The following is a 12,516-nucleotide window of genomic DNA, read 5'->3' on the forward strand; positions in this document are numbered from 1 at the left end:
CACATTGAATATGAGGTGTACAACCCCTACACGAGCATTAATCGATGGTCGCAATAACCTTCGAGGAATCCAGACGGTCTCCCTCAGCAGCCAAGAGCTTGATGGTGCCGCCGCGCGGCGCCTTAATAGCAGATTCCATCTTCATGGCCTCTACGGTGGCGATGGCATCGCCTTCGGCTACGGTATCGCCGTCCGCGACGTTCCACGCCACAAGGTTGGCCTCGAATGGGGAGGTGACTGCGTTGTCATCGGTGGACTGCGCACCAGCCGAAGATGGTGCCGTGGATGCAGAGCCGCCGGCCGAGGCGGCGCCCGGTGCGGCAAGGAAATCTACTGGAACGCCAACGTTGACCAGCTTGCCATCGATCTCCACGGCAACATTGCGACGCTGGGTGTAGATGGCTTCGACCTTTTCCACCTGGTTGGCGGCAGATGGGCGGTAGTTGTGGTCAACCCAGTCAGTAAAGACACCAATCTCGGAAGCCCCCGCGGCAGCGGCATCCTCTGCCGGAGCAGCGGTACCGATGAGCGCGGGCTCATCCATCATGTCGCGGTGGAACGGCAGCACGGTGCGCACGCCGGTGACGGTGAATTCGCGCAGGGCAAAGCGGGCGCGGGCCAAGGCGATCTCGCGGGTCGGGCCCCATACCACCAGCTTGGCAATCAGCGAATCATAGTAGGGCGGGATGATGGAGCCAGAGCGTACCGCGGAATCAACGCGGATGCCCGGGCCGGTCGGCGGCTCGAAGGAGACAATGGTGCCAGGGCACGGAGCGAAGCCATTGAGGATGTCTTCGGCGTTGATGCGGAACTCAAAAGCATGGCCGTGGGATTGTGGATCCTCATCGAAGGACAGCGGCTCGCCGGCCGCGATGCGGAATTGCTCAGCGATGATATCGGTACCGGTGACCGCCTCGGTAACGGGGTGCTCGACCTGCACACGGGTATTGACCTCGAGGAAGGATATGGTGCCGTCTTCGGAGACGATGTACTCGACAGTGCCGGCACCGACATAGCCCACCTTGGCGCAAATGGAGCGGGCGCCTTCGATGATGCCGTTGCGTTGGGCGTCGGAAAGCGCGGGTGCTGGGGCTTCCTCAATGAGTTTTTGGAAGCGGCGCTGGGTAGAGCAATCGCGGGTGCCGAGCACGCGCACATTGCCGTGCGTATCGGCCAGCACCTGGGCCTCGACGTGGCGCGGGTGGGTGAGGAACTTTTCTACGTAGCACTCCGCGCGGCCGAAAGCCTCCATGGCCTCGCGGCCAGCGGAGTTGAACGCGCCCTCGATTTCTTCCATATTGTCTACGACCTTCAAGCCGCGTCCGCCGCCGCCATAAGCGGCCTTGATGGCAATGGGCAGACCGTGCTCTTCGGCAAAGGTGCGGGCTTCTTGCCAATCATCGATGGGATCAGAAGTACCAGGTGCCAGTGGTGCGCCGACCTCTTCGGCCACGCGGCGGGCAGCAATCTTGTCACCGAGTAACTCAATATGCTCGGGCGAAGGGCCAATCCAAATCATTCCGGCTTCAGTCACCGTGCGGGCAAAGTCGGCGTTTTCGGACAAAAAGCCATAGCCTGGGTGAATAGCATCTGCACCGGCACGCACCGCGATATCAAGCAGCGCGGGTACGTTCATGTAGGTATCGGCAGCCGTATTGCCCGGCAGCGCATAAGCTTCATCTGCTACCTGGGTATGCAAAGCACCCGCATCTGCTTCGGAGTAAATGGCGATGGACTTAATGCCTAGGTCGCGGGCGACGCGGGCGATACGCACGGCAATTTCGCCGCGGTTAGCAATGAGGACGGTTTTAATCTGCATTTTTATCTCCAGTGTTCAAGGCTTGAGGTGCTACGAGTTCAAAATTCACGCGTGCGCCGGGCGGCAGCTGCGCGGCAATATCAATATCTTCTTCCAAAACGGTGGCGATGACGGGGTAGCCACCGGTCACAGCGTGATCGCGCAGGAAGACTACGGGTTTGCCATTGGGCGGGATTTGGATGGATCCGGCGACCATGCCCTCGGACGGAAGTTCGCCGTCTTTAACGCGCTCAATCGGCTCATCGCCATCGAGGCGTAGGCCCACGCGGTTGGAATCTGAGGTGACGGTCCATTCAGCATCCAGGAAGGCGGAGACATTATCGCCAAACCAGTCATCGCGGGGACCGAGCACGCAGCGCAAGGTAGCGCGGGTCTTGCCATCGGAGCTTTCGCGTACTCGTAGTGGGTTAGAAAGCTGGGCATCGGTCATGCCGGTAGAGCGAGGCAGCACACCGATGACATCGCCGGTGGTGACGGGGTCTGGGCCGAGGCCCGACAGGACGTCGGTGGCTGCGGAGCCAAGCTCGGATTCGGCGATGATGCCGCCGCGAATAGCGACGTAGTTGCGCATGCCTACCGTTGCGGGATCCACCGTGACGGTTTGCCCGGCCGTGACCAGGACAGGACGGGCGAGGTGAACCGGCATCTCACCAAGGCGGACACGGGCGGTCGCACCGGTGACGCAAATGACGGTATCGGTGAGCGCGTGGAGCTTAATGCCGCCAATATTTTCCAGCACGGTTGCTCCGCGCGGGTTGCCCACGGCCACATTGGCGGTCGCGGCGGCGGCGCGGTCCGCAGCACCCGATGGGGTCACGCCGAGGTCGCCCACGCCTGGGCGCCCCAAGTCTTGGTAGAGAGTGAGTAGGCCGGCATCGATTACCTCCATGCGCGGCAGGCGGGCAGGAGCGCGTTTAGAGCGCGCAGAGTGATCGACGAGCTCCGGTAGCTTATCCACGCTGCGGTAGCGCACGCGGTCGCCCGGCTGCACCAAGGCTGGCGGGTTGGCATTGGAATCCCACATCGGCGTATTGGTGGTGCCCAGCAGCTGCCAGCCACCTGGGGAGACGCGTGGGTAAACCGCGGAAAACTCGCCTGCAATGCCTACGGCACCGGCCGGTACTGCGGTACGGGGGCTGGAGCGGCGCGGCACGGCGCGGGCCAAGGACGGATCCGAAGGCGCGCAGTACGTAAACCCTGGGGCAAAGCCACCGAAGGCGGCAGTCCACTCGGTGGAGGTATGCCAGTTGATGAGTGCCTCGCGCGAGAGGCCAAGTAGGTCTGCAGCCTCATCGACATCTTTTCCGTCATAGAGCACATCGATTTCTACCGTGCGCGTCTCTGCGGTCGCGGCTGTGGCAGGGGAAAAGTGTTGCAAAAATTCCGCCGCATCGCGCGCCGAATCGGGTGCCTCAAAGGTCAGCAGCAGGGTAGTGGCGGCCGCAATGCAGTCCACCTGATTCTTCAAAGGCTTGGCAGACAGCGCAGCGTGCCAGTCCATGACTTGGTTTAATCCCTCCAAGTCAATGAGCAATGCGCGAGTGCCCACAAAATTAATGTGCATTAGATGAAGCTCCGAATCTCGATACCCTCAGCCCGCAAGCGCTCCACTACGCCGCGTAGCAGCTTCACCGCGCCGGGGGAATCACCGTGGGTACATACGGATTGCGCATCTACCTCGAGCTTCGTGCCATCCACGGCGGTAATCGAACCGGTTTGTGCTACCTCGAGCACTCGCTGTACCACCTCATCGGCGCTACCCAGCACCGCATTGGCTTCCTTGCGTGAGACGAGCGTGCCATCGGGGTTGTAATTGCGGTCCGCAAAAGCCTCACGGATAACGGTGAGCCCGCTTTGCTTGGCGACGTCCACTGCTACGCCCCCAGGCAGCAACATTACCGGCAAGTCACCAAAGGCCTTGATGCCCTTGATGACGCCCTCTGCCTGTGCCTTATCCTTCACGATCGCGTTATACATTGCGCCGTGCGGCTTCACATAAGAGACCGTGGTGCCATTGGCGCGAGCCAAAGCATCAAGTGCGCCGATTTGATAAGTCACCTCATCGGCGAGTTCGTTCGGGTTGTAATCAATAAAGCGGCGACCGAAGCCTGCGGCGTCGTTATAACCCACGTGCGCGCCTACGGTCACGCCGGCCTCTGCGGCTGCCTTAAGCGTGCCGGCAATAGAGTGTGGGTCACCCGCATGGAACCCGGTGGCCACGTTTGCTGAGGAGACCATCTCCAGCATCGCCGCGTCATCTGCGACCGGGTTGCCTGCAGTGGTCTCTCCCAAATCCGCATTGAGATCGATATGGAGCGCGGACATTCAACACCGTCCTTAAGATTGTTGAACAATTCGAATGGGTTTAAGTGTAACCCTCGACACTGACATTTGTGAAGCTGATTACGTTTGCACTACCCGCGTGTACACCCCCACCCGTATACGGGAAACCGCCCCGTCTCGGAGAAGGGATCCGAGACGGGGCGGCATACCTCGCTAGAGTCCAAGAGTTCCTAGGCCCTAGCTTTATAAATCTTTAGCGTCCGTAGTTCTGGACGGCGTAGAGCTTGCCTTCAGAGTTGATGGCAACGCCAACGCCGATGGTCTTGGCGCGTGGGTCCAGCATGATCTTGCGGTGGCCTGGGGACTCGTACCAGAGCTTTACTAGCAGCGCATCGGAGTAGTCGCTCCATGCCTGCAGCACGTTCTCACCGCCGGCCGGGATATTGGCTGGGTAGTAGTTCCAGTGCTGCGGGCGGTGGCTGAGCTTATCGGCGCGAACCAGCTGATTGGCCCAATCCTGGGCTAGGCCATTGAGCGCACCGTTGGCGCGAACCGGGCGCAAGCCGTGTGCCTTGCGGTAGTCGTTGGTGTAGTTGATGATGTTCTGGACGCGGCTGGAAGCTGGAGCGACCGGTTTTGCAGCGGCAGCCGGAGCAACGGGAAGATTGGCGGAAGGTACCGGAAGGTTCACGCCACCGAAGCTACTCAAGGAGCTCGATGCCTCTGCAGGAGCTACGCCAACGCCGAGGGCGACGGCTGCTGCAAGTGCAGGAGCGACGAACTTCTTGGCGCAGAAGTGAACTTTGGGGGTAAACATAAGCGGTGCCTTTCTGCTGGAACCTAGCGGGTATCACAAGGGTGGAAATCGCGGGGTGTTCACGGCGAATTTCCGTTCCTCTTCACTTAAAATTTAATCAATTACCACGGGGTAAAAGCCAACTGACCAGCAATTATTAGGATTCCTAAAGATGATTTCCCGGAAAACTAATTACTTCTTAGTTATTTCTCGATTTGAGCTAGGAAACCCCTAAATTCCCTCAGTGACGGCGTTGAACGCCTCGCCCTACGGGGGTAATTTCCAATCCATATCTCAGGTTCCCGGAGAAATGAGGTTGATTTAAGGTATATGGGTCTAGTTTTAAGCCAGCCACCGGCGAAACTGGCCAGTTTCTTGCTAGAGCCTATGAAGAACCTTGTGGTTTCTGGTTGTCATAAGATTTATGAGATTCCACCATGTCGGCACATAGTCTCGCCGGAGCCTTTTAGGCGCATTGCCCCGTCCGTGGGGGCAGCAGAATCGCGGTATCTTCGCGCTGTTTAGGCATAAAAGAGCGCTCAGCGGAGAAATCGCTGAGCGCTCGCAAAAGTAAGGCTTTTTAAGCCTGGCTGGTCGCGGCCGCCTTGTTAGTAGAGGGGGCGGGCGAAAGGGCCGAGGAAATGATGTCGGCGGCTTCCTTCCGGTTCCGTGCTCCGTGGAGTTGGGCGCGGAAGTCTTCCTTCATGATGTTGCGTGCGAGCTTGGATAATAGCTTGAGATGCTGCTTTCCGGCATCGTCGGGAACGGCGATAAGGAAGGCGAGGGTGGTTGGGTCCTCGCCCTCGGCCCACGTGACACCTTGGAGTAGGCGGGCGAAGGCAAGGGTGGGTACCTTTACCCCGGCAGACCGCGCGTGAGGAATGGCTACGCCGTGTCCCACACCGGTGGAACGGGTAGATTCGCGCTGCAATGCGGCGCTAGCGACCGCTTCCGCATCGGACATTCGCGGAGAGGTGAGCTTCACTAGGGAACGAATGACCTCTTCGCTGGAAGAGCCCAAGTCCTTATCCAGACTGATCGTGTCCACGGCTACCAGCGGTTTATCCTTGCGCTGCGTCAACCCTACTAGCAGGAGGATAAGGCCGGCACAGACCGCGATGCCGGCGAGCATGGCGATAAAGAAACCTACGACATTGTCTACGGCGCCGAGCGCCGCGACGATTGGCCCGCCGTGCATCACGTGGTCTTGCGCGCCAAATGCTCCGGCAAGTGCACCGGCTACGGCACCACCAGCAACATTGGCGGGAATAACCTGCAATGGACGTGCGGCAGCGAGCGGAATAGCGCCCTCAGTAATGCCGAAGAATCCCATGAACAATGCCGCGATGCCGGCATCATTTTCCGCTTTGTTAAACCAGCGGCGACGCAGAAGCGTCGCTACGCCCACGGCAAGAGGTGGCACAGCAATGGCGCAGGCCGCCATGCCCATCGGCGCCGCGTTGCCAGCCGCGATCATGCCGCCGCCAAAGAGGAAGGCTGTCTTATTGAAGGGGCCACCCATGTCGAAGGCAATCATGGCGCCAAGGATGAGGCCCAACACGATGACGGAGGATCCCTGCATGCCGGCGAGGTACTCAGTCATTGTTTCGAAAGCGGCCGAGACAGGTGCGCCAATGAGCAAGATAAAGATAAGGCCCACGATGAGTGTGGTGAAAATCGGGATGACAATGATGGGCCAGATCGGTGCAATGAATTTGTGCACTGGAATCTTCTTAATGGCCAGGGCCACATAACCAGACAAAATACCGGTGACAATGCCGCCCAAGAAGCCGGCACCCGTTTCAGACCCATATAGTGATCCGGTGGTGGCGATGAGGCCGGTGATAAGGCCAGGCGCAAGGCCCGGTCGGTCCGCGATGCCCACAGCGATGTAGCCGGAGAGAACTGGAACCATCAGTGAAAACGCCAGAGCGCCGAGTTCATTGACCGTGTTCCAGAAGCTATCTTCTGGAATCGCCATGCCCTCAGGCGTTGGGGTGCCACCGATAGAGAGGGCTACCGCAATGAGCAAACCGCCGGTAACCACGAACGGGATCATGTGTGAGACGCCGTTCATCAGCGCTTTGTACAAGGTTTGGCCAATACTATTCTTGCGGGGCGCTTCTTCTTCCTTGTTGTCCGCGGAGCCTTCCCAGCGCGTAGCGCTCAAAGACCTACTCAGGAGTTCCTTGGGGTGTTTGATGGCCTCGTCCACGCCGGTGGCCTCGAGGCGTTTGCCGTGGAAGCGGTCTTTGGAAATTACAGTATCGGCACCAATGACAATGGCATCGGCGTCTTCGATATCTTGCTTGCTAAAAGTTCCCTCAACGCCAATGGAACCGTGAGTTTCAACCTTGATGCGGTAGCCCAGTTCTTGGGCTGCGGCCTCGAGGTTCTCGGCCGCCATATAGGTATGCGCGATGCCCGTCGGACACGCCGTGATGGCGAGGATGAGGGGTGATGACTCTGAAGTGCTCATGAGTCTTATTAAACGGCAAACGTTTGCGTTGGCACAATAGGGCACAACAGGAGATTGTCATCTTATGCGCCGGTACGCTGGAAGCACCCGACCGCAGAAAAGGACGCCACGCCGTGAGTAAAGCATCGCCGGATAATATCTTGCTCTACCTGCCGCAAAAGCAGGAAGACCAAGTACGCGAAATTTTTGCCGGCCTTGCACAGCGCGGCTTTCCCGTCCAGCATCAACGCCCGCACATTACTGTGACCTTTTCACCGCACATGCAGCCAGAGGTCGTGGATTTAGCGGCGCAGCTGCTGCCGCCTGTCATGCCGGCAGATTTCCGGCGGGTAGGAAACGTCGTTTTCGGCACCAAGCGCAAGCAGACGGTGGCTTGGCTGCTTGAAACGACCGACGAGCTAGAAATTGCCGCGCGAAAAATCAGTGCCGCCAATCCGGACGGGCGCGGGCCGCGGTGGACCCCGCATCTGACCATGGGGTTGCGCCTGCCGCGCGAGGAGGTTCCTGGCTATATCCACGCAATGGATGAGCTCACCTCAGCGCATTTCAAGGAGCTTAGCGCCGTAGAAGCCGCCTATTGGCGGCCGCGCACGCAGGAAAAGACAGTACTGGCCGAGGCCTAGAGCAGGGCTTGTAGAGCACGGGCAACGCGCAGCACGGTCAGGTCCTCGCCCGGCTTGCCGACGACCTGCACCGCATCACCCACGCCTTTTTCCTCTTCGCCGCGCAGCGGCACCGTAATCGCCGGCCATCCAAGCACATTGAAAGGCTCGGTCCAGCGTCGCAGGCTCGCGGCCGATTCCGCGGTATTCTCCGGGGTGATATCGGACCACTTGAGGGGGCCGGAATCGAGGGTAGGGGTAAGAATAATGGGGGCATCGCCAAGCAGGGCAAGAGCCTTTTCGCGCAGCTCTTTCACGCCCTGTGCAGCTGCGTCATAATCTTCCTGGCTGATATTTTCTCCGCCCAGCACTCGCTGCAAAATGACATCCTGGTACCTTTCGCGCTGGTCCAGCAATGGCCGGTGGACATCATAGACCTCTTTCAAGCGCATCGGCTCGTAGAGCTCGGCCGTGGCGGCGATGGTGTCTTCCAAGTCCACGCCCTCGGTGAGCTTAAAGTCCGAGTGCTCTAGCACCGCCAAAAGATCTGCGAAGCGCTCTCCCTTGGCCTTGAGGGCCGTGACATCAAGAGCAGAAACATCCTGCGCCGCGGCCGGTTCCTCATCTGCGGTAGCAATAAAGGCCTGCTCAATGAGGTCAATTGAGCTGGCAAAGAATCCAATGCAATCAAAGCTCGGGGCGAAGGGGAAGACACCTTCTACCGGAATGAGCCCGAAGGTGGGTTTGAACCCCAGCACGCCCTGGCAAGCAGCAGGCACACGCACCGAGCCGGCGCTATCGGAGCCCACCGTAAGCTGCAGCGCGCCGCAAGCCACCAGAGCGGCAGAACCAGAGCTAGAACCACCGCCGCAGATTTCGGGATCGCGTGGGTTGATAACGCGACCGTAGGCCGAGGCATCGCCCAAAATGCCATAGGAAAATTCCTGCAGGTTCGCTTTCGCTACCGGCAGCGCACCCTTCGCCGTCAAACGCTGCACCACTGGTGCATCCTTAACCGGTGCGCGCCCAACTTTGACCTTGGTGCCGCAGGTAGTAGCTACGCATGCCACATCCACGATGTCCTTGAACGCCACCGGTTGCCCCATGAGCGTGGGTGATTCATCCACCGCGTGCTCATCAAACGGGATGACGGTAATCACCGCGTTAAAATCCTGCTGGGCTCGGTGCAGGCGATCAGAAAGTGTAGCCATAACGGAAGCTAAGTCCTTTCAACGTCGGCGTCCTCTGCTGTTTACTATGTATTAGAAGAATGCAGATGTTACTACCGTACATCAGGAATCGGTGAACAATTTCCCGTTTCTAGGCAAAGCACCGCTTGCATGGTGTTACCCAGCAAAAATCCCCAGTGCATCCCATGCCAGCCAGCCTCCTTCGCGGAGGGTGAAGACGAGCTGGTTCTCTCCTTCCTTCAGGGTATCTTCGGCGAGAGCAAACTCGATTGCTGCCGGTCGCAGCGGGGTCGGTTCCCCGCTGGCATCGCCTTGGCGCGAACCTTGCGTTGCGCCTTGCGGGAGCTCTATTTGTTTATGAAAATCATTAACCGTGATATCGAGAACACCGCCGAGCTTGGTGGTATCAATGAGCCACAGTGCCAGTGCCGCCTTTGAGGCAGGCTTATCCAATTTCACCGTCCACTTCAGCGTGTAGGATTTGCTGCCGGCCCATTTATCGCCGGGACCGGGGAGGAGATAAGGGACGTCGGCAGGCGTAGCATCCGGTCCAACGGTGATCGTCTGGTCTGGGTGCGCAGTGACGATCTTCTTGTAGTCCTTTGGCGAGTACTGGAACTCTGTGCCTTTTCGATCAAAGGAACCAATCGTGGCTAGCGCTTGGCCAGCAGTGACCGAAGGCAGGGAGGTAGACGTTGCCTTGCCAGAAGGAGCGGACTCGGTACCGGAAGCATCTACTACCTTGACGTAGTAGGACCACTTTTCACCGGCGACGTCGCGCCGGGAGTGGCGGAAAAAGGGGAAGATGGTCTTGCCCAACAGCACGTCTACACCATTGGGATCGGTGCCGATGACACGGTAGTGATCCAAAACGACGTCCCAGGAAACAGGCTCCCAAGTGACGTAATTTTCCATGAGTCGCGGCTCTGCCTGAATGTTAGCTACGGCCGGCGGAGCAGCAACTGCACTAGAAGCTGGGGTAGAGGACCCTTGATCAGAGGAATGTTTGCGGGAAGAACCGTGGCGAGAGGAAGAAGAGGAAAGCGAGCTAAAAAGTCCCATGATGAATTGTCCTTTCGGGGTTTAGAGGGAGCGCAGCGTGTGCTCGCCGGCATTGGTACGGAAGGAGAAAGCAGTCTCGCGCGGGGCGGTATCATCGCGCTCAATCCAGGGCACGACGACGAATTCGGAATCGAGGTGCTCGCGGGTAGCGTGCACTTTGATGTAGCCACGGCGCTTATCCATGGCCTTCACATATGGCTTTTCCAACCACTCGGTGCTCTTGGAACCGGCAAAGCCATCGCCATCGGAAGCAATGGAGGTGGCGACCAATTCCACGCCGACGGGCTGGCCCGATTCGGATTGAATCTCGGCAGCGCAGTGTTGGTGAATATCGCCGGTAAAGACAACGGGATCGCTTACCTTAGATAGGGACTCGATAAGGCGGCGGCGCGCTGTTGGGAAGCCGTCCCATTGGTCGGTGCTATCGGCGATTGGTACGACGACCACGCTATTGACCACCACGTTCCACTGTGCCGGGGAGGTGGCGAGCTTATCGTTGAGCCACTGCTCCTGTTCCGCGCCCAAGATGCTGGCATCCTCCGCGGATTCCTCGCGGTATTGGCGGGTATCGACCAGGTTGAAACGCATTAGCGTGCCCACGTCGAAGGAATCATAAATGCGGTTATTGGGGCCTTCGGGAAGCGCGGGCGGGGCGACCGGAAGATTCTCATGAAAGGCACGGTAGGCAGCTGCGCGCTGGTAGAGGAAGTGCTCGGCCTTGGTGCCAATCTCGGACCAATTGCCGGCGTAGTTGTTTTCAACCTCGTGGTCATCCCACACAATCGCCATCGCAGCGCGCGCATGCGCGGCCTGCAGGTGCTCATCAGATTTGAAGAGCGAGTAGCGCAGGCGATATTGCTCCAGAGTCTCCACCTTTGCCTTGAAAACATCGGGCACGCTTGCGCCCTGGCGCCACAAATTATTGCCTTCCACAATGCCGTATTCGTAGATATAGTCGCCCACGAAAATGGTCATATCCAGATCCGGCTCCTGCGCAATATGCTTCCACGGGGTGAAATAGCCGTGATACCACGCCTGACACGAAGCCACTGTGAAGGTGAAATCATCCACCTTCGCGCCGGGTGCGGGCAGAGTTTTAAACCGACCTACTGGGCTTACCTTGCCATCCACGCGGAAGCGATAAAAATACTCAGTTGCCGGCTCCAGTCCAGTGACCTGCGGATGTACCGAGTGTGCCAGCTCGCGTTGGGCTAAGGCCTCGCCCTGCTTGACGACGTCCCCAAACCCCTCATCCTTCGCAACTTCCCAACCCACGCGGACATCGCCGCCGGTCATGCCGCCGTGACCATCCTCAGCCAGCGGTTCCGGGGCCAAGCGGGTCCACAGGATCATGGAATCATGCCGCGGCATACCCGCCGCTACGCCCAAGCCAAAAAGCTCCGAATCCTGCGGCAGATCCCCACCTCGTGACGATCCCCATGAGCTTAGGCTCGACTGCGCACCCGCCTTTGCTGGTGCATTAATACCCGCAGCCACCGCCGCGGCCGACACACCTGCAATCTGCAGGAAGTTACGACGATTAAAAGAAGAACGACTATTTGAATAAGGCATACAAAGCTCCACAAAAGGTTTAAAAGGAACTTTTTCAGCCTAAGCAGCCGCGGTGAATCGCTGGTTAAATCAGCATGAAATCTATGGACTCCAAGGATCGTTCTCGAGGCAGTATTCAGCCGAATGTTCTGCCTGGCAGTTAAACCACCACTTCTGGTTTTCAGCGCGCATCTGCTCAACCTCAGCGGAACGTGTCATATAAGCCGGGATGCTGGGATCATAATCCGAATCTGAGCCGCCAGTACCGTTGCCTACCGGGGACGAGCACTGAGACGGATCGGAGACGTAGTGATCTGTTTGCGGGCACCGGTAGGGGTATTTTGCCATTTGCTCGTCGTGGAGGTTTTGGCATTCTTGCGCCCAGCGGATAGTTCCATCGCTGTACCAACCGTTGGTAGTCCAGCTACCGCCGCCGTAGACGCACTCGGTCAGGGTGGGTTCTGAGGTGGATTCGGTGGTGTTCGCTAGGGGAGCGTCGGCAAGCGAAGGCTCAGCTTCCGCTGTCGGTTGCGGCTCCGAAGAGGACGGCTCGGGCGCAGAGCTTGTGGAACTAGAGCTGATAGTTGAACTATTGGCCGTGCTGGAGGAACTAGTTGCGGTTGCTCCTGCCGGCTGCGAATCCGGAGAGGAACAAGAAGCCAAAGAAAGCATCACCGTTATGAGAGCGACGAAGTAGGAGAGAGTTTTCATAATCTATGGATAGTAGACAATGA

Annotated in this window: 10 protein-coding genes; 1 reads left to right on the top strand and 9 read right to left on the bottom strand. The window is 58.7% G+C overall.

Going from position 1 to position 12,516, the window contains the following annotated elements; genetic code table 11:
* Nucleotides 1-37: 37 nt before the first annotated feature.
* From WMP96_RS04400 to WMP96_RS04420, 5 genes are all read right to left on the bottom strand, one after another.
* On the bottom strand, nucleotides 38-1,819 hold the full coding sequence (locus WMP96_RS04400; protein ID WP_023020731.1) for an acetyl/propionyl/methylcrotonyl-CoA carboxylase subunit alpha: 1,782 nt from the start codon (nucleotides 1,817-1,819) through the stop codon (nucleotides 38-40).
* Nucleotides 1,809-3,383, bottom strand: coding sequence for a 5-oxoprolinase subunit B/C family protein (locus tag WMP96_RS04405; protein WP_301716077.1), 1,575 nt, complete (start codon nucleotides 3,381-3,383; stop codon nucleotides 1,809-1,811). The genes WMP96_RS04400 and WMP96_RS04405 overlap by 11 nt, the downstream gene beginning before the upstream one ends.
* Entirely contained in the window at nucleotides 3,383-4,144 is a 762-nt protein-coding gene (locus WMP96_RS04410) for a LamB/YcsF family protein (RefSeq protein ID WP_301716076.1), read from the bottom strand. Before WMP96_RS04410 ends, WMP96_RS04405 begins: the two co-directional genes overlap by 1 nt.
* A 211-nt stretch (nucleotides 4,145-4,355) precedes the next feature.
* Nucleotides 4,356-4,919 carry a CAP domain-containing protein gene (locus tag WMP96_RS04415; protein WP_023020734.1) on the bottom strand — a complete coding sequence of 188 codons (564 nt, stop codon included), beginning with the start codon at nucleotides 4,917-4,919 and terminating at the stop codon, nucleotides 4,356-4,358.
* 559 nt (nucleotides 4,920-5,478) lie between these two features.
* A complete protein-coding gene (locus WMP96_RS04420) occupies nucleotides 5,479-7,377 on the bottom strand; it encodes a fructose-specific PTS transporter subunit EIIC (protein WP_340432205.1) in 1,899 nt (632 codons plus the stop codon).
* 113 nt (nucleotides 7,378-7,490) lie between these two features.
* Between WMP96_RS04420 and WMP96_RS04425 the strand changes: the two genes are divergently transcribed.
* Nucleotides 7,491-8,000, top strand: coding sequence for a 2'-5' RNA ligase family protein (locus WMP96_RS04425; protein ID WP_023020736.1), 510 nt, complete (start codon nucleotides 7,491-7,493; stop codon nucleotides 7,998-8,000).
* On the opposite strand, the gene WMP96_RS04430 is transcribed toward WMP96_RS04425, so the two are convergent.
* The 4 genes from WMP96_RS04430 to WMP96_RS04445 form a co-directional block, all read right to left on the bottom strand.
* Nucleotides 7,997-9,190 (bottom strand): amidase, encoded by a 1,194-nt coding sequence (locus WMP96_RS04430; RefSeq protein ID WP_023020737.1) that lies wholly within the window; start codon nucleotides 9,188-9,190, stop codon nucleotides 7,997-7,999. The genes WMP96_RS04425 and WMP96_RS04430 overlap by 4 nt on opposite strands.
* Before the next feature lie 135 nt (nucleotides 9,191-9,325).
* Nucleotides 9,326-10,231 (bottom strand): polysaccharide lyase family protein, encoded by a 906-nt coding sequence (locus WMP96_RS04435; protein WP_301716074.1) that lies wholly within the window; start codon nucleotides 10,229-10,231, stop codon nucleotides 9,326-9,328.
* 21 nt (nucleotides 10,232-10,252) lie between these two features.
* Entirely contained in the window at nucleotides 10,253-11,803 is a 1,551-nt protein-coding gene (locus WMP96_RS04440; protein WP_340432206.1) for an alkaline phosphatase D family protein, read from the bottom strand.
* Nucleotides 11,804-11,884: 81 nt separating this feature from the next.
* Nucleotides 11,885-12,493: a hypothetical protein gene (locus WMP96_RS04445; protein ID WP_200288124.1), complete on the bottom strand. Its 609-nt coding sequence runs from the start codon at nucleotides 12,491-12,493 to the stop codon at nucleotides 11,885-11,887.
* Between the last annotated feature and the right edge of the window lie 23 nt (nucleotides 12,494-12,516).

The organism is Corynebacterium sp. KPL4035 (assembly GCF_037908325.1).
Lineage (GTDB): Bacteria > Actinomycetota > Actinomycetes > Mycobacteriales > Mycobacteriaceae > Corynebacterium > Corynebacterium kefirresidentii.